The sequence below is a fragment of the Cognataquiflexum aquatile genome (genome assembly GCF_003316845.1).
In the GTDB taxonomy this organism is placed as follows: domain Bacteria; phylum Bacteroidota; class Bacteroidia; order Cytophagales; family Cyclobacteriaceae; genus Cognataquiflexum; species Cognataquiflexum aquatile.
In genome coordinates, this window is record NZ_QMIK01000004.1 from 185,751 (window position 1) to 204,967 (window position 19,217).

Annotated in this window: 14 protein-coding genes; 11 read left to right on the forward strand and 3 right to left on the reverse strand. The window is 40.7% G+C overall.

The features are described from left to right. Nucleotides 1–268: 268 nt before the first annotated feature. Nucleotides 269–1,759: an MAC/perforin domain-containing protein gene (locus DQW11_RS12290; RefSeq protein WP_113924377.1), complete on the forward strand. Its 1,491-nt coding sequence runs from the start codon at nt 269–271 to the stop codon at nt 1,757–1,759. A 74-nt stretch (nt 1,760–1,833) separates the two neighbouring features. On the opposite strand, the gene DQW11_RS12295 is transcribed toward DQW11_RS12290, so the two are convergent. Continuing rightward, entirely contained in the window at nt 1,834–2,121 is a 288-nt protein-coding gene (locus DQW11_RS12295) for a type II toxin-antitoxin system RelE/ParE family toxin (protein ID WP_113924378.1), read from the reverse strand. After that, the gene (locus DQW11_RS12300; protein WP_113924379.1) at nt 2,118–2,348 is read right to left on the reverse strand and encodes an addiction module protein; all 231 of its coding nucleotides are present in this window, start codon (nt 2,346–2,348) and stop codon (nt 2,118–2,120) included. Before DQW11_RS12300 ends, DQW11_RS12295 begins: the two co-directional genes overlap by 4 nt. Nucleotides 2,349–2,587: 239 nt before the next feature. Between DQW11_RS12300 and DQW11_RS12305 the strand changes: the two genes are divergently transcribed. The 3 genes from DQW11_RS12305 to DQW11_RS12315 are packed head-to-tail and all read left to right on the forward strand — an operon-like array spanning nt 2,588 to nt 6,270. Further along, nucleotides 2,588–3,493, forward strand: a complete 906-nt coding sequence (locus DQW11_RS12305) for a patatin-like phospholipase family protein (RefSeq protein WP_113924380.1) — start codon at nt 2,588–2,590, stop codon at nt 3,491–3,493. 10 nt (nt 3,494–3,503) lie between these two features. Then, the gene (locus tag DQW11_RS12310) at nt 3,504–4,763 is read left to right on the forward strand and encodes a hypothetical protein (RefSeq protein WP_113924381.1); all 1,260 of its coding nucleotides are present in this window, start codon (nt 3,504–3,506) and stop codon (nt 4,761–4,763) included. A 7-nt stretch (nt 4,764–4,770) separates the two neighbouring features. Continuing rightward, entirely contained in the window at nt 4,771–6,270 is a 1,500-nt protein-coding gene (locus DQW11_RS12315) for a Dyp-type peroxidase (RefSeq protein ID WP_113924382.1), read from the forward strand. 227 nt (nt 6,271–6,497) lie between these two features. Here the strand turns inward: DQW11_RS12315 and DQW11_RS12320 are convergent, their stop codons facing one another. Next, nucleotides 6,498–8,060: an SRPBCC family protein gene (locus DQW11_RS12320; protein ID WP_113924383.1), complete on the reverse strand. Its 1,563-nt coding sequence runs from the start codon at nt 8,058–8,060 to the stop codon at nt 6,498–6,500. 224 nt (nt 8,061–8,284) lie between these two features. Here DQW11_RS12320 and DQW11_RS12325 point away from each other — a divergent pair, with 224 nt between their 5' ends. The 7 genes from DQW11_RS12325 (at nt 8,285) to DQW11_RS12355 (ending at nt 19,089) form a co-directional block, all read left to right on the forward strand. Further along, nucleotides 8,285–13,408 carry an adenylate/guanylate cyclase domain-containing protein gene (locus DQW11_RS12325; protein WP_113924384.1) on the forward strand — a complete coding sequence of 1,708 codons (5,124 nt, stop codon included), beginning with the start codon at nt 8,285–8,287 and terminating at the stop codon, nt 13,406–13,408. A gap of 151 nt (nt 13,409–13,559) precedes the next feature. Beyond that, nucleotides 13,560–14,456, forward strand: coding sequence for a KPN_02809 family neutral zinc metallopeptidase (ypfJ, locus tag DQW11_RS12330; protein WP_113924385.1), 897 nt, complete (start codon nt 13,560–13,562; stop codon nt 14,454–14,456). Nucleotides 14,457–14,485: 29 nt separating this feature from the next. Further along, nucleotides 14,486–15,916, forward strand: a complete 1,431-nt coding sequence (locus DQW11_RS12335; protein ID WP_232826736.1) for a sulfatase — start codon at nt 14,486–14,488, stop codon at nt 15,914–15,916. Between the two features lie 211 nt (nt 15,917–16,127). Further along, a complete protein-coding gene (locus DQW11_RS12340) occupies nt 16,128–16,877 on the forward strand; it encodes a TerC family protein (protein WP_113924387.1) in 750 nt (249 codons plus the stop codon). A gap of 196 nt (nt 16,878–17,073) precedes the next feature. Next, nucleotides 17,074–18,003: a 2-hydroxyacid dehydrogenase gene (locus DQW11_RS12345; protein WP_113924388.1), complete on the forward strand. Its 930-nt coding sequence runs from the start codon at nt 17,074–17,076 to the stop codon at nt 18,001–18,003. A 168-nt stretch (nt 18,004–18,171) separates the two neighbouring features. Then, nucleotides 18,172–18,645 (forward strand): transcription elongation factor GreA, encoded by a 474-nt coding sequence (gene greA, locus DQW11_RS12350; protein WP_113924389.1) that lies wholly within the window; start codon nt 18,172–18,174, stop codon nt 18,643–18,645. A 51-nt stretch (nt 18,646–18,696) separates the two neighbouring features. Further along, nucleotides 18,697–19,089 carry an HIT family protein gene (locus DQW11_RS12355; RefSeq protein ID WP_113924902.1) on the forward strand — a complete coding sequence of 131 codons (393 nt, stop codon included), beginning with the start codon at nt 18,697–18,699 and terminating at the stop codon, nt 19,087–19,089. The last annotated feature ends 128 nt before the right edge of the window (nt 19,090–19,217 follow it).

The window sequence follows — 19,217 nt, forward strand, 5'->3', positions numbered from 1 at the left end:
AGAAAATGACTTTTCCTTGTCACTTCGACGGAGGAGAAGTCTTTTTTTTTAGCCTTTTTGTTGATGGTGTTGATTTTTTTGACCGAATTATTGAAAAGAATGTCACTTAACAGAATAGAAATTTAATTATCTGGTATTTTTTAAAATAAAATTAGGCAAAAAATTAATTTTCATACCCTTAACCTAAATCTTGCTTTTTCGTTGTTGTTGTGAATAGAAAAAAACTACTTTTGTAATCAGCCCTGATTTCACTTAATCCCCAGTCTCAATGAAGTTAAAATTTACGCTACCGTTACTCTTGTTGGTGGCCGGATTGCTTTCATCCTGCCTTTCCGAACCGGATCTCGAGAATATCCCACAAGAAACTGTTCAATTTATTCCTGTTGACGAAACAGATGAAGCATCGATTTTTCCGCTCAAAACAGCCTCTTATGCTGAGTTTGGCGTTCTTGGACATGGATATGATGTCACCAAAGATTATGCAATCGAGGATGGTTTTTCCAATAAAGGACAAGTGATTGACATTCAAAAAATCAATGAATCAGGTAGCAAGATTGCCGATTTAGTCGGCATTGAATCAGTAAAAATCCTAATCCAAGAAACGATTGATCTTGTAAGTAGTAATGCAACTGAATATTGTAATCAACTAACCTTAAATGCAGGATTAAATGGTTCAACTCCTGTTTTTGGTGGAGCTATTAATAATCGGTTTGGAACCAAAAGAAACGCCGAAAAGGAATTTGATGGCAAGGAAATATATGGCACTTTCGAGATTTCCATAAAGGAAGAAAACCTCAAGATATTTGGGGTAGCACCTCAGGAAGAAAATATTTCAATGATTAACATCCGTAACAAATACCTTTCGGAATCATTTATTGGTTTTATTGAAAACAGCAGTCCGCATGATATTGTCAAAAATTTCGGAACCCATGTAATCGTTAATGCAATTTTTGGTGCAAAGGTGCAGGTCAATTTCCAAGCAGAAACCAATCAGCCAAACAGAAGTGAACAAGTTTTTCAAAAACTTCCTCTAAAATCTTACCCGGGAGCTAGAGGAACTTTCAATGAAATCTATACTTGGAGGACAATCGGAGGAGATCCTTCACTTGCTATAAGCGGAAGGCATGATTTATCAGACGGCACTCCTCCTTCCCTCAATTTGGAAAATTGGCAAAGCAAAATTTCAGGAATAAATAATGTTTTGATTGAGTTTGTTCCAGGAGGATTAATTCCCATTTACTATTTCATCCTTGATCCTAACAAAAAAGCCGAAGTCAAAAACTATGTAGACCAATATATCTTTGATAACAGTGCCAAACTTTTCAACAAGAAGGCAAATATTCATAGACTTCATGACAGAAAGGGAGAGAACCACATCTTCACGGGTGAACCTGAAAATGAAAGCCTCAGAGGGTATGATTATGAGGGAGTTTCCTTTCAAGCTTTCACCTATCTCGCTCCGGGTACCCGCCCGGTTTATAGGTATTTAAATTCTGAAAGCTCGAACCATCTTTTTACCATGGAACCAAAGCTTTCTCAGGGTTTTATAAAAGACCCATTTATTGGTGGGGATAATGTTTTTGAAAAAATCGCTTTTTATGCTTTTGAATCAGAAGCGCCGGGAACCAAGCCTATCTTCAGCAGCAAAAAGACCAAAGGAAACAATACCCATCAATTACTCACTGCAGATATTACAGAACATCAAAATGCCTTGAAAAATGGGTACGCGGATGAAGGGATTGTTTTTTACGCCTATTGACATTATTTCTTAAGCATTCGATTTAATACAAATCCCTTTTCAAGCAGTGGTTTTGAAAGGGGATTTTTTTTGTATTACTTCCAAGTTTGCGGGTCTTGACTTGTAGCAAATACAGCCAGTACAATCACTTTGTCACCCTCAATTGTAAAATGAATAGCAAAAGGGAATCTCTTCACTAAACCAAATCTGGTTTTCTTGTATCGGATTTGATAATGGAGTGGGTTATTTTGAATTAATTTCAGTTTATTTTCTATCTCCTCAAGGAACTCAATTCCCAAAAAATCTTTCTTAGACTCATACTTCTTTGCAATTTCTAATACATCATTTTCAGCTTCCGGTTTGATCACCAAATGATAATTCATAATGTACCTTTTATCCTGGTTTTTACCTCCTCCCAACTTGAACCGTCTTCCGGATCGGCTTTGTGTGAAGCAATTCTTTCATCAAGGATTTTGATATGGGTATCAGTCAACTGAAACTCTCTCTCTTCCAAGTCTGCTTGAGCCATTGCGTATAAAAGTTTGAGCATTCTTTCATCTGCTTGATCTATGTACTCATGAAGATGCTCTTTAATTTCTATTGTACTCATGTGTTTGACAGTTAATAAGTAAATATAAGAATTTCAAATTGTAACGTATTTACGAATTCTTTGAACAAGGTTTAATTATTTCCTCATCAAATTAATTCGAAGTTTTTGACTCCTGTTTTATTAAATCGTGCTACAATTCTTCCGAAAATCCCTCAATTCTAGATAATCCAAATATTTATTTTATATTCAAAGTACCTATTTACCTGTATTTGTTACATAAATCCTGTTTGTAAATCCGCATGGAAATAAGAAATCTTGCATTGAAAGGGGGAGGGGTCAAGGGGATTGCGTATGTGGGTGCCTTAAGGGAACTGCACCATGCAGGTCTTCTTTCCGGAATCGAAAGGGTGGCAGGGACTTCGGTGGGTTCGCTTTTGGCAGGAATGATCTGTGCCGGCTATTCAGTCGATCAGATCGAAAATCTTCTCAAGCATCATTTTGACTTAAAGAAATTCAAAATAGGTTGGAATCCGCTTCGGATCTTCAAATATTTCGGACTTTACTCCGGAAGCTATATTTTTGATTTTATCCATTCCTATCTGATCGAATCTCCAAAAAACCTTCCTCCCAATGTGACTTTCAGACAAATGAAAGAGGCCGGTTGCAAGGATCTTTTTGTTTTTGCCTGCGACCTGAACCTGCACACGATTCAGGAATTTTCACCTTTCAAAACCCCTGAGGTCGTCGTTGCGGAAGCCATCCGTGCTTCGATGTCTATACCCATGTTTTTTAGGGCATGGCAATTCAGAAATTCCAATCCCAACAACCATATCTTCGTGGACGGTGGCATTGCCTTCAACTACCCATTGGGATTCTTTGACAATGAGCGCTTTGCCCCGGCCCCGGATTTTATATGCGAGGAGGCAATTGGGCTGTACCTGCATGACAAAGCGAGCGATAAGGAGGTGGACCTGCATTTTTCCCAACCTTTGAGTTTTCTAAAGCAGTTATTCGAAACACTTCTCAATGTCCAAAACATAGATATAGGATTTGAAACAGCCGAAGGGAACCGTTCCATCAGGATAGATGGATTGGGGATTCCTGCTACTGATTTTAATTTGTCACTTTCGGACATGGATAGCTTGATCCGTTCAGGAAGTGAATGCGCCAAAATGTTTCTATTGAAAAATAAACTTATAAGTTAATGCAAAATTTATGAGGCAAAGCTCAGTCACCATCATAGTCCCGGTCATCCAAAACAAGGTTGATGACTTATTGAAATATCTGGGTAAAATTAAAAAAGACCTTGACAAAGGGATACCGCCGGAATTCGAAAAATTGGATATTATCCATTTTGCAAGGTGGGTGGTCATCGACCATGGAAAATCCTATATCAATGACCCGACACCGAGAGTTCCCAAGCTTGTTTTTGTGGTTGATTTTGATGGAGAAGTGGATGCTTTTTTAAAAAGTTTTTGCAAGGATACTTCTGATATTCTGGATAATGTCTATCAATTTTGTGAGGGCTTTCCGGTTTCGGATCAAAGAACTTCCGATAGTAGGGTTGCCTTTTTGGAAAAACACATGGTGAAGGATGCCGCAGTCTATATCGGGGCTCCCGGACGGACAGTTCGGCAGATAAAGGAGGAATGGAAACTGAGAAATCATATCAGGAAATACCTTGATTCCAGGTCCTGGCAGGATGTATCCGCACATACCATTCACAAAAAAATCAAGGAGGAGGTACTTCATAATAATGAATTTTCATTTCTTAGCAAAAGGGCCAAAATGCCCGGAATCAATTGGTTGGGATTGATTTTCCTCGGCTTGATCCTGATTGCTTTACTTCCTTTGATTATCATTTGGCTGTTGATTGTCCATTTTTTCTACGAGAAAAAGGATGTGAACTTTACCAAAAAGCGGAGTGGATTGGACAGTCATTACTTAACCGAACTTGAAAAGTATGAGGACTTCAAAAACCAAAATCAGTTTACCCAATTGGTTGACATGAAGGAAGGAAAAGTCAGGCTGATTACCATTAAAGCCATGTTTGCCCTGTCCAAAGGTCTGATCAGGTTTGTCTTTGTACAAGGAAAACTGATGGGGATCCCGACCATACACTTTGCCAAATGGGTCATGTTTGAAGACAATTCACGGGTTTTGTTCTTCAGCAATTTTGACGGCAGTTGGCAGCAATACCTTGGGGACTTTATCGACAACAGCGGATGGGGATTGACCGGTATTTTTTCCAATACCAAGGTCTTTCCCAAAACCAATTTTTTACTCACAGGTGGTGCTTATGACGAAGAGCATTTCCTGGCTTGGAGTCGAAATTCGGAGTTGGTCACCAATGTTTGGTACACCGCATACCCGGATCTTTCCATCAAAAACGTCAACAACAACACCAAAATCAGGGTGCAGCTGATGAAATCGTTATCAGAGCGTCAGGCTGCCAAATTCCTCAAACTCATTTGATATCCTTATGACAAAGTTAGAACTCGAAGATATTCAGGGTTATATCATCCGCGGCTATGCACACATGATGTATTCGCGGTTTGTATACCTTCAGATTACAGATGCCGCTGCTGCCAAAAAATGGCTGTCCAAATCGTGGGAAGACATGACCACAGCGGTCCATTTCCATGACAGATCAAAGATATCAGACACACATTTGAATATCGCTTTCACACACCTCGGTTTAGAGTCTCTAGGGCTATATCAAGAAAATCTCGATGCATTTTCTAGGGAATTCCGACAGGGAATGGTTTCTCCACACAGGAGTCGGTTGCTGGGAGACGTTGAAAGCAGTGCACCGAAGCATTGGAAATGGGGAAATAATTCCGATGATTCCAAGGATTCCGAAAAGACCAATGAATCCAAACATTTGAATAAACCAATTCACCTATGCCTGATGATTTTTGGCAATGACAAAAAAACTGTCGACAATCTTGAAAAGGACAAAATCGTTTGCCTTAATTATTATGAGAAGTTAAAAGCCGAATTTGCAGAAAGTGGCTTGAAGGAAATTTATTTCATTGACGGGCAGACACAGCCTGACAACAAGGAGCATTTTGGATTTAGGGATGGTATTTCACAGCCGATCATAGAAGGTTCCGGAAGGGTAGGTTCCAAAGATGATGTTGTCAAAGCCGGAGAATTTTTATTCGGGTATGAAAATGAATTTGGCGTCTATCCTGATACCCCGCTTATTATCAAAGACCAAGGGGATCAGAACCTTCTTGCTCAAGACGCAGGAGGAAGTGGGCTAAAGGATTTAGGACGAAACGGATCTTTTCTTGTCATGCGTCAATTGGAACAGGATGTAGATAAGTTTTGGTCGTATCTGAATGAGAAATCAAAAAACCCTGACGGCTCCTTGAATAAGGAGGAAAGCCTGAAATTGGGTGCGAGGATCATGGGAAGGTGGCAAAGCGGGGCGCCGATCACACTTTTTCCTGACAAAGATCCGGGACATACCAGCGACATCAATGATTTTGGTTATTCAAAATTTGACCCTGACGGATTGAAATGCCCCTTTGGATCTCACTTGCGACGAACCAATCCTCGCGATAGCGTAGATGACCATGGGGTCAAAGAATCGCTCAAACTGAGCAAGCAACACCGGATCATAAGGAGGGCGAGGCTTTATGGAGAGATTTTCGAAGGATCACCGACCAATAAAAAGCCGAAAGGGGAAGTGGGATTGCTTTTTGCCTGCTTCAATGCCGACATCAGCCGTCAGTTTGAGTTTTTGCAATATACTTGGGGAAAACTTCCCAAAGTCAAAGAACTCTACAATGATCCTGACCCTATCATCGGAGTAAAGGAAAAGCCGGATGAGGGAGAAGAACAGAATTTCACCATTCAGGACCTTCCGGTAAACAGGACAATCCATGACCTGCCAAGGGTAATCACTGTCAAAGGCGGTGCATATTTCTTCTTTCCTTCGATCAGTACTTTGCGGTATTTGGCAACGGTTTAGGAATAAGACGTGAGAAGTGAGACACAAGACGTGAGACACAAGACATGAGATTTTAGAAAAAATAGAAAGAGATTGGAGAATTCGAAGTGTTCAGCAATAAGAAAAGGCTCAGATAGGGAAATAGCGGCTGTTCCTCCGTCATTCTGAACCGCAGCCAGCGAAGGTGAAGAATCTCCACTTGCAGAGACACTTCTCCGCCGCGGCGGACCAGTGTGACGACCCAGAAATCAATCCTCTAAATAAGCCTTTGCATTGTTGAGGCCGTTTTGGAGGTACTTTTTGAGAAAGAGAGGAATGAAAAGCATCAGGAATAATTTAGCAAAAATGTTTTTGTAAGTAAAAGTATAGACCCATCTCAGTCTTGTTTGGTCATCTACGGTATCAAACCACATCTGCCCGTAGGTTTTATTGGTCATTTTCTTGAAGATATCGCTAAAGTCTGTCGTCTGATAGGCATAATGGGAATGGGGGTGGACCGTAATCAATTCTTCTACCAATGTAGCCGAGTCACCCCTTTCTACAAGCCTGTTATCGCCGACATTTTTCCAATGACCACGAAGGGTAGTCACATTGATGACGCCATATATCGGGCCTGTTTTTAATAGCCAATTAGGTAATTCCTTGACACTGGATACATACTTATAGGCTTTTTCTTTATTACAGTTGACAATGACTTCTGCGGAAGTTTGCAGGATTTTTTTAGAAGGTACCTGTTGGTCGATGGTTTTGTTTCCGCTTGGTTTGAGTATATGTTTGAGGAAATCGGGTGACTCTTTTGGCTCGAATACAGGAAGTTTGTTTTTGTCATGACGGAATTTGGACATGACTTCGTAGACTCTTTTCCTGACCCTATTGAAGCTGCCCAAAGGTCTATGCGCCGGTAAGGAATGCCAAGGATTAAAAGAGAGGTTGTCTCCGAATTCCATTTGGGCATTGGAATCAAAAACCTGGGCATAGATAGTCAGTGTGGCCATTTTGACATATTGTGAAGTCCATGGAATTGTGGGATCTTCGATCGGCATGGCTTCGGCATCGGTTTGGAATTGGACATAAAAATCAAATTTTGCCTCATTGTCATGCAGCGATTGGGCTAGGTTATACCTCAGGTAATTGTAATCTGTCGTGTTTTCGATGACGATCTGATTATCAGGTGAAGGTCTGAGGTGGTACTTTACTGCTTGGTTTATGGTCCCGAATTGGTACGGCTGTGTACTCCAGTAGGGGATATTGAGTGGATTGTCGCAGGCTACCATGGATTTTTTGATCCGCATCAGCGTAGGTAAATGGAGCGGGTTCAGAAAGTAAAGCAAGGTTTTTATCTTGCTTGCAGATGTCAGGGCTGTTAATAAAGTATTCAGTTCTTTGATGGTTTTTGCGAAAAAAGTTTCACTGCTCATCAATAAGAAATCCTGTGTTTCCTGAAAATGTGCATCGTTTAGGATTTTTTCACCGGGGACGCCCATCAGCTTGATGGCAATTCCTCTGATGTCTTTTTTCTTGTCTTTTTGTGTTTCGGTATTGCCATTTGAAAAACGAACCCATGCTTGGTATTCTCTTGGTTCTCCCTCAAACACACCCACTTTCAAATCATGAGGCAGGTCCTTTTCAACTGCAAAAGTCGCTTTGACACAGCCGTGCATTTTGGTATGGACCTGCCGGAGCATTTTTTTGTCTTTGTACATCCGGGTGACCTGGGCCTCAAATTCATTGACCATTTGAGAGGCAATGGTATCCTCATCGGCTGACACATATTCATGCCCTATTTTTTTACCTGAAACCTGAATTGACATAAAATTAAGTTTTTTAAATTTGAATATTTTATCCAATAACCTAGACAAATAGCCTGAAAGTAATTAAAAATAGGGTAAAGTTTCTGGATAACAAAATATTATTAGGCAGTTCAGATAATTAAAAATGTATTATATTTAAGACGAAACTTATTGATCCTACCTGTCCGGATGCACGGATAATTTAAAGTTTCCGCTTTGGTTATTACCCTAAAAACCTAATCTAAATGGAGTTGCATGTTTTGTATGCAAATAAAATTCACTCTATTCTGAAGTCAGAATCGTTTTTTGAACAAAATTTTGTCATCAAAAAAGCCCCTATATCATCTCTTTCCCAGATTGATTTTCTCAAATCCGGAAATGAGGGTTCTTTTGCAGGACAATCGGTCGAAGGCTTTAGAAAAGTTTTGGAAAGCGAAAACAGCAGTTCCGAACTCAACCTCAAACTTCAATTTATCAAAGGGCAAAGTCTAAGAGAATATAATTCTGCTCCTCTCAGCATAGTTGATAAATTAAAAATCTGCATTGCCATCACCAAAAGACTTGCAGAAGTCCACAGACAGGAATTGGTACACCTAAACCTAAATCCTGACCATATCCTTATTGAGTCCGGCACAAACAAAATTTTCTTTATCAGTCTTGGTTTGGCCACACATATTCAAAGGAAAATCGGAATTCAGAGCAGGTTGATTTTTTCTGAAGCTGATAATGATTACATAGCCCCTGAGCAGACGGGCAGGATAAGCACTGATATTGGCTATTACACAGATATTTATTCATTGGGAGTGGTTTTTTATTGGTTGTTTACCCAAAAACTTCCTTTTGAATCGAAAGAAGGGCCTTCCAAAATCCATGCGCACATTGCATTGACTCCTCGAAGTCCAATCGATCTTGTAGATATTCCCAAAATCATTTCGGATCTGATTCTGAAAATGCTCGAAAAGGATGTTCAATCCAGGTACCATTCCGCTGCAGGGGTTTCATCTGACTTGGAATTGATCCTGAACTCTTTGCAGAGAAAAGGTGTCGCAGTTGGTTTCGAACTTGGCTCCAACGATACTTCCGGTGTTTTGAGATTTTCAGATGAATTGTATGGAAGGGAAAAACAAATCGCCCAGCTATTAGAAGCTTTTAAAAGGATTTTAGAGGATGAAAAAGTCCTCATGCTTGTTTTTGGAAATTCAGGTGTTGGGAAGTCGGTTCTTGTAGAACAACTGTACCGTCCGGTAATCAAAGAAGGTGGTTTTTTTATTTCCGGCAAATTTGACCAGCTCAGAACAGATGTTCCCTATTTTGCTTTTTCCCAAGCCTTGGGCAGATTGGTGGATCAGATATTGCTTCTTAACGAAAAGGACCTTGCCCATTGGAAGCACGAGCTGCACAGACTCCTTCACCCTATCGGCAGGGTCTTGTATGACATTATCCCTGGTTTGGAAAAACTCTTGGAAAACGAACCTGAACTTCCTGTTTTGAACGGTGTGGAGGCACAATTGAGGTTTAATTATGCGCTGAGTAATTTTTTTCAGGTGTTCTCGGATTCCAATAAACCGCTTGTCATTTTTATAGATGACCTTCAGTGGAGCGATCTTTCATCACTGAATTTGATGAGGAATATCCTCACCAACAAAGACCTTAAAAACATTTTGATCGTCGGTGCCTACCGGGACAACGAAATCACCACAGGCCATTTGTTCCTTCAGTTTAAGATGGAGATTGAGGAATTGGGAATCCATCCTGAAGAAGTCCACCTTGACAACCTGCAGTACGGAGATATCTACCGTTTGGTAACCAATACCTTGGGAAAATCAAAAAACCCATTGGATGAATTGGTCAAAATCGTGGATAAAAAATCCGGGGGAAATGCCCTGTTTGTCAACCAGTTTCTGAAGGCAATTTACAAAAACGAGATGCTGTACTTTGACAGTATTGAGTCGAGTTGGAAATGGGATTCTGAAAAATTGATGGGCTATAATGTGGAAGGGGACATCGTTAACCTATTTTTAGAAACCATCAATAAATTGCCTGCGGAATGTATTGAGGTCCTCAAACTTGCTTCATGCATCGGCAATAAATTTGGTTTGGGAGAATTGTCCATCATTACCAAAAGTGGCAAAAACAAAGTTTACCAAGACCTGAAACCTGCCTTGGATCTAGACCTGGTTTTGGAAAGCAGAGACGGCAGCCTCTATTTTGTACATGACAGGGTACAGCAGGCGTTTTATTCTCTTAACGATGATCTTGGTAAGCAGGAATACCACTTGAAAATCGGCAGACTTCTACTCGAAAATACAGATGAGGAAGACCTGCGGGATAGCATTTTCGATATCGTAAACCAGTTCAACTTCGCCAAGGAAATGATTTCTGATCCCTTGGAATCAAAGAGACTTTGCGAGCTCAACATCATAGCAGGGCAGCGTTCACAGAGCGCAACTGCCTATTTGTTGGCGATGCAATATTTTGAAAACGCCCTTCAGTTTCTTCCCGAAAATGCCTGGGAAAAGGACAAAAAATTCACCTACAACCTTTACCTGAATTCCGCGATAGCAGCCAATCAATGCAACCGACAGGATCGGTTCAATGAATTTACAAAATTGCTTGATGCCAATGCAGTCGACACTTTGGACAAACTCAAACTTGCTGAACTCAAAATCCAAAATGCCAATGTAGACAACAACCAAAAGAAAGTAATCGAAATCGGTCTGGAAGCCCTCCGATTTGCCAACATCCATTTGAAACTTCACCCCTCTCAGATAGATGTGCTATTGGGTTACTTGAGAACCAATATGCGGTTGGGATCACACAAGGAAGAAGACATAGAAAAGCTTCCAAAAATCGAAGATGAGGAGATCATTCTCAGCATGTCCATCATGCACCACATGTCTTTGGCAGCTTACTTTTTGGAACCCAATATGGTTCCTTTGATTATGTTTGAACTGATCAGGTTGACTTTGAAATTTGGCTTGGGACCCAAGACACCTTTTGCTTTTGTGGTTTTCGGTTATATCAATATTGCCTTCATGGGGAAAATGGAGAAAGGCCTTAAAATGGGGCAGTTGGGCAATAGACTAGGTGAAATTCTGAATAATGAAGACCAGTTCGTTTCCCTCAAGCAGGTGTATGTCATGTTTATTTCCCAATGGCTTACCCACCTAGCCGATACCATCCCGGACTTGGAAGAAGCACTCAAAAAGGGACTGGAAACAGGAGATTTTGAATTTACCTCCATCATCGGTCAGCTGATTATTTATTGGAATTTTTATGGTGGCGAGCCTTTGGATAAAGTCCTGAAAAGAGGCGATCTTCTCAGCATGCAAGTTGCCCCACTCAATCAGATCATGCAGATCAAGCGGATTGATTTATTCAGGCAATCCACATTAGGTTTGTTGGAAGGAGTCAGGGATTTTGAGGTCTTGAGCGGAGATATTTTCGATGAGCGAAAAATCGATTTCCCAAATGAACCTGCATTTGGACTCTACTTCCATAACCTTTATGCCCAGAAAAAAATCCTTGCGATGGTATTCAATAAAGATGAAACAGCCTGGAAATTTTGTGTCAAGGAAAAAGAATACCTCATTCCTGTGAAAGGTTCAGTGACAGAAATGTTGTTTTATTTCTATGAAAACCTGTGTATTACGCCCATTTATGCATCAAGGTCAATTGAAGAACAGAAGCAACTATTGAAAATTTGCCGAAAAAACATTAACCTGATCAAAGGTTTGTTGAAATATTCGGAGGTAAATTACCAGCACCGCTATGAATTGATGAAGGCCGAATACGAAAGGCTAAACAATAATTTTGATCAAGCGGTCAAGTCTTATACCTATGCGATCAGGTATGCAAGGCTTCATAAATACATCAATGAGGAAGCAATGATTTGGGAAAGGGCAGGATTATTTTTCAAATCCCAAAACCAGCCTGAGGCGGCCCAGTTTTATTTTTCTAATGCCTACAAAGCTTATTCAAAATGGGGTGCCAAGGCCAAGCTTGACCAGATGAAGGAAGAATATTCAGGATTTATTTCTCCGGAGGAAATTGGCCTGAAATCCAATAATCTTGACTTGGACACCATCCTCAAAACCATCAACCTGATCTCAGGGGAAATGGTCCTCGAAAACATCCTTACCGGCTTGATGAAGCTGGTAACAGAAAATGCCGGAGCCGAAAGGGCTTTCCTTGTCACTAAAGACAAGGATAAAAAAGTAATCAAGGCATCTTTGGATATTTCAAACAATGAAATCCGGGTATTGCAGGATGATCCTTTTGACCAGTTTGAAGAAATCAGCCATTCAGTGGTCAATTATGTCATCAGAACAGGAGAGACTTTGGTGTTGGAAGATGCAAGTGCAAAACTTCCCTATTCCAATGATGAATACATCTTGAGAAACAAAATTAAATCTGTGGTCTGTCTTCCTTTGAAGCATGCTGGACAAGGTTTTGCCTATCTATATCTGGAAAACAGGTTACTTTCCGGGGCTTTCACAAAGGAACGGATTGAAATCCTGCAGGTAATGGCTACCCAAACAGCCATTTCTCTTCAAAATGCGATGCTTTTGGAACAGACCACCCACCTCAATGAGGAACTCAAACAAGAGGTTGAGGTGCGGAAGGAAGTAGAGGAAAATCTCAGAATCAATGAAAAAAGGCTGGAGGAATACAATGCCAACCTCGAGTTTAAAGTCAACGAAAGAACCATTGACCTGCAATCGGAAAAGGAAAAAACAGATGAGTTGCTGCTAAACATCCTACCTCTGGACATAGCAAGAGAACTCAAGGAAAAAGGAACTGCGCAGGCCAAAAAATATGAAAGTGTCAGTGTGCTGTTCACGGATTTTGTTGGATTTTCAATTATCGCAGAGAATATGAGTGCGGATGAGCTTGTTTCGGAGATTGACTATTGTTTCAAAGAATTTGACAGGATTATCCAAAAATACCCAATTGAGAAAATCAAGACCATCGGGGATGCCTACATGGCGGTGGGCGGCCTCCCGGTCACCAACCAAACCCATGCGGTAGATGTCATTCATGCTGCCTTGGAAATCAGGGATTTTATAGAGGAACACAAAAAGAAAAAGAAAGCACAAAACAAACCCATTTTTGAAGTCCGAATCGGAGTCCATACCGGTAATGTGGTAGCGGGCATTGTCGGGCTAAAAAAATTCGCCTATGACATCTGGGGTGATACAGTAAACCTCGCCTCCCGCATGGAAAGCAGCAGTGAAGCAGGAAGGATCAATATTTCAGGAACAACTTATGAGCTGGTCAAAGACCATTTTGTATGTACTTACCGTGGCAAAATTATGGCAAAAAATAAAGGAGTGGTAGATATGTATTTTGTGGAAGGGGCCAAGTAATCAGTTTTATTGGCATGTCAATTGCCATCCATGGATGATAGTCTTGTTTTTGAAATCCACGCGTAAAAAGCATCAAATCCATCATTATTTTTATTGCTTTCAAAAGGGGTAGACATTAACATTTATTCATCACAACATAAATCAAACCATCATGAAATGGCAAGGAAGACGTAAAAGTAGCAATGTAGAAGACCGGCGTGGGCAATCTTCAGGAGGAGGGGGTGGTGGCGGTATCAATCCCATGTTACTTGCCCCTTTGGTCAGATTGCTTTTTTCGAAAGCAGGTCTAGTCATCGTCGGAGGTTTCTTTTTGGTCATGTGGCTTACGGGAACCAATCCGATTGCTTTGATATCACAGTTTACCGGTGGGGGTCAGACAACACAGCTGACAGAAACCTACCAAGCTACAGCTGAAGAAGAGCAATTGGCAGAATTCACAGCTGTTGTCCTAGCTGAAACAGAAGATGTGTGGAACAGTTTAATGGAGGGGTATAGAGAACCCGGCTTGGTATTATTTACGGAAGGTGTGGATTCTGCGTGTGGCTTTGCCTCTTCAGCTTCAGGACCATTTTATTGCCCAGGTGATGAAAAAGTCTATATAGACTTGAGTTTTTTTCAAGACATGGGAAGAAAACTAGGGGCACATGGGGATTTTGCACAAGCCTATGTCATTGCCCATGAGGTTGGTCATCATGTCCAAAGGTTGGATGGTACATTGGAAAGAGTCCAATCACAGCGCGGCAGTTTGCCTGAAGCTGAATTCAACAAATTGATGGTCATGTTGGAATTGCAAGCAGATTTTTATGCCGGTATTTGGGCGCACCATACCCAAAAAGTCGCCAAAATTCTTGAGCCCGGAGACTTGGAGGAAGCGTTGAATGCTGCCAGTTCGGTAGGAGATGACAGGCTTCAAAAACAGGCTTCAGGTCGGGTTGTGCCCGATTCCTTTACCCATGGTACTTCGGAGCAAAGGGCACGTTGGTTTAAGCTCGGATTTGACACCGGCGATGTGACTTTGGGTGATACCTTTAATGCAAGAAGACTGTGACTTCCTTGCATTTATTTTTTCATCAAACTTTGAAATTTAAGGCATTTCAATTGTTTCTTGTGGTTGTGTTTTCCACTGGCACGGTCTGCTTTGCGCAAGATGCCAAGGAAGATTTCAATATCATTTTGATCCATGTTGATGATTTGGGCTGGGCAGATATCGGCGTTCTGGGTAGCGATTTTTATGAAACACCGAATATTGATAGATTGGCTGCCGAGGGAATATTGTTTACCAACTCCTATGCCGCTGCCGCAATATGTTCCCCGACCAGAGCAGCGTTGTTGACAGGGAAATATCCTGCACGGACCGGCATAACAGATTGGATTCGGGCAAAATTCCAGGGTGGAAGTGAAATGGCTTTGCCCGATGAGTATGAGGAAAACCTTGGAAAAGAATGGAAAACACCCAAGAATCAGGGCTTTTTGCCCCTCGAGGAAATGACTTTGGCTGAAAGGTTGCGGCAATATGGCTATACCAACCTTCATATTGGTAAATGGCATTTGGGTGAAGAAGGGCATTTTCCGGAGGACCAAGGATTTCATATCAATATTGGAGGAAATGACCTGGGCCAGCCGCCAAGTTATTTTGATCCATATTTGCCAGAAAAGCCTGTTCAGCACTATGAATTCAAAAACCTTCCACCAAGAAAAAAGGGGGAATTTTTAATGGATAGGGAAGGAGATGAGGTAGTGGCTTTTATCCAAAGCCAAGAGAAGAATAAATTTTTTATTCATTGGGCTCCTTATGCAGTCCATACTCCGATCATGGGCAAAGCCGAAATCATCGCCAAATACCAACAGAAGAAGAAGGGAATTCAAGGCAATCCCGTCTATGCGGCCCTAGTCGAAAGCCTTGACCAAAATGTAGGAAAAGTGATGATGGAATTGGATAGGCTGGGTTTGAGGAATAACACATTGGTCATTTTCACTTCTGATAACGGCGGGTTGATCGGAAATCCCACACAGCCAATTACGGACAATTCTCCCTTACGCTCCCAAAAGGGATATCCATACGAAGGGGGAATCAGGGTCCCGACTATTGTAAGATGGCCAGGGAAAATTAAAGCTGGGCAAAAAAGTGATACCCCTATTATCAGCATGGATTGGATACCTACGATCATGGAGTATTTGGGAGATAAAACGGTCAAAGAGGCTGTGGATGGAGTCAGCTTGATTAAGGTTTTTGATAATTCGGACCAAAATATCACAAGGGATTTATTTTGGCATTTCCCACATTTTAGGGGAACAGATATCGTACCTTATGCCATTGCCAGGTCGGGAGATTTTAAGTTGATACATTATTTTGATGGTAGTAAGGCAGAGCTTTTTGATTTAAAAAGTGATCCCAGAGAAAGCCTGAATATGATCGATTCGGATCCGGAAACCGCCGGGTTACTATTGAAAAAACTGGAAAAATGGCTTATTGAAACAAAAGCAAGGATTCCCATCAAAGCCGGTTAATTTTTGGAAAAAAAAGAAATCAAACGACTCAATCCATTTCTCAGATCTCATAAAGTAATTAATGTGAAGGCCAAAACCCCGGTTTTTGGAGCGTTATACATTTTACGGAATATGTTGTCAATTTATGATAATCTTAAATTTCTTTAAACAAATATTCACAACTCTATATAACTTCGCACGTCTTATCGGCTAAAACTTAACTAAACCACACATGGAAATCTTTCTTCAGACCGAAACCTGGATTGCTTTATTGACTTTGACCTTTTTGGAAATAGTCCTTGGGGTTGATAATATTATTTTTATTTCCATTGTTTCTAACAAACTTCCTGAATCACAGCAGGCAAAGGCAAGAACCTTGGGACTGGCTTTCGCATTGATTTTTAGGATTCTGTTGCTTTTGGGTATTTCCTATATCATCCAATTTACACAGCCTTTGATTACTGTTTTCGATTTTGAAATGAGTGGCAGGGATTTGATATTAGCAGGTGGGGGCTTGTTTTTATTGTTCAAATCTACTTTGGAAATCCACCACAAAATGGAAGGAAAAGCTGAAGTGGTGAAGGCAAATTCTGTCAATAATTTTGCCAGGGTAGTCTTTCAGATCATCTTACTGGACATGGTGTTCTCATTTGATAGTATTTTGACTGCCATAGGTTTGGTCAAAGAAGTGTTAATCATGATTATTGCAGTGACCATTTCAATCGGGGTTATGATGGCTTTTGCAGGCAAAATCAGCCGGTTTATCAACAAACACCCGACTTTACAGATATTGGCACTTTCCTTTCTGATTTTGATAGGATTCATGTTACTTGTGGAAGGATTCCATGTTGAAGTTCCAAAAGGATATATCTATTTCGCAGTGTTCTTTTCCTTGGCAGTCGAGGTAATCAATATGAGAATGAGGAAGAAAGAAACATCAAAACCTGTGGAATTGCACCCTAGGATTAAAGAAGGGAAGTGATAGTTTGCAGCAGCAGTTGTTAGTTTTCAGTAGGGGATGTTAGAAGGGTGACTTAATAGAGATTTGGAAAAAATACCAAGTAACAATCCATCATTTTAGCAACCTTGATTTATTTTATTTGGAGATCCTCCTTTAAGTTAACACCAATTACAACCAATACAACTGTTACAACCATTACAACATCCTTAACCCTCAAATGAAAGTCCTTATCATCGATGAAATGCACCTGAGCATTATTCCTTTGTTGGAAAATGAAGGGTTTGAGGTGGACTATAATCCGGAGATCAAAAGAGAGGAGATCATGGAGATTGTCCATGAGTATGAGGGATTGATCATCCGGTCCAAAACTCCGATGGATAGGCCTTTGCTACAAAAGGCTACCAAACTCAGGTTTATCGGCAGGGCTGGTGCAGGTTTGGACAAAATAGATTTGGAGTATTTGGAAGAAAGAGGAATCCACTTGTTTCATGCTGCCGAAGGCAATAAGGATGCAGTGGGAGAACAGGCGATTGGGATGCTTTTGGCTTTGTTTAACCACATCGGTAAAGCGGATCGGGAAGTCAAAAAAGGGATCTGGAAAAGGGAAGAAAACCGGGGGGAAGAACTTCAGGGAAAAACAGTGGGCATCATTGGTTATGGAAATATGGGTTCCGCAATGGCTAAAAAACTGACCGGATTCGATGTCAGGATTTTGGCTTACGACAAATACAAAAGCGGTTTTGGAAATGAATTCGTCAAAGAAACCGATTTTCAGTCTATCCTTGAGGAATCAGATATCGTCAGCATGCATGTGCCATTGACACCAGAAACAAGGAATTTTTTCACTTTGGAAGTCCTCAAAAAGTTCAGAAAACCCATTTACCTCATCAATACAGCGAGAGGAGAAATCATTTCCTTTGAGACATTAAACCAAGCTTTGGATCAAGGGATTTTGAAAGGAGCTGTTTTAGATGTGTTGGAAAACGAGAAATTCAACACCTATTCTCCCGAGCAAAAGGCGGAATTCTCAAAAATGGCAGCTCGGAACAATGTGATTTTCAGTCCCCATATCGCAGGATGGACGCATCAATCCTATATCAAAATCAATGAGGTATTGGTGGAGAAGATAAGGCAATCGTTAAATTAATGGTCTTGATCCATTAATTCCAAAAAGTTTTCTTTTTACTTATGGATTGCATTCTCTGACTGATTTAATTACCTTTGTAACATAACATAAGAAATTAGAATGGAGAAACGGTTTCAGCAATGAGACCGTTCTTTTATTTTTCATAGGCATAGTAAAATTTAGAATACCATGGGACAAATACAATATTACACTGAAGAAGGCTTGAAAAGGCTGAAAGATGAACTTCAGGAATTGAAAACAAAAGGCAGGATAGATATCGCCAAACAGATCGCTGAAGCAAGGGACAAGGGGGATTTGAGCGAAAATGCAGAATATGATGCAGCCAAGGATGCTCAGGGATTGCTTGAACTGAAGATTGCAAAATTGGAGGCTGTAGTAGGCAATGCCCGTGTTATGGACAATTCCAAAATGGATGCTTCCAAAGTTGGGATTCTCAGCACCGTAAAAATCAAAAATATCAAAAACGGAATGACGGTTTCCTATACTTTGGTTTCCGAAGAAGAAGCCGACCTCAAGGCAGGTAAGATTTCCTTGGCATCCCCATTTGGAAAAGGACTGAATGGAAAAGCTATCGGAGAAATTGCCGAAATCAATGCACCGGCAGGGGTATTGCAGTTTGAAATCTTGGATATATCTTACTAAAAAATTATTCTCCCGATGGATTCTCCCTCGGGATTTTTTATTTTTACTCCCATGGCAACAATTTTCACCAAAATAATCAACAAAGAAATCCCTGCAGAAATCATTGCGGAGGACGACAAATTCATTGCTTTCTTAGATATCATGCCTTTGGTCAAAGGACATGTGCTTGTCGTTCCAAAACAGGAAGTGGATTATATTTTTAACCTTGATGATGAGACACTTTCGGGACTCCATATTTTTGCAAAGAAAGTAGCCAAAGCCATCGACAAAACCATCAAGTGTACCAGAGTGGGCGTGGCTGTAATCGGATTGGAAGTTCCCCATGTTCACATCCATCTTGTCCCGCTTCGCACCATGGACGATATCAATTTCACTAGACCCAAGCTTAAAATAAGCAAAGAAGAATTGGCAGAGATTGCGGAAACGATCAGGAAGGTGTTTTAATTCAGTTTGCAGTGGTCAGTTTGCAGTTTTCAGTAACAGTAAACAGTTGTGGTTTGCAATAACGGTTTGAGTATTCCAGTAACAGTTTGAAGGTAACTAGAATTGTTGGTAATCACAGTTTTTTGGTA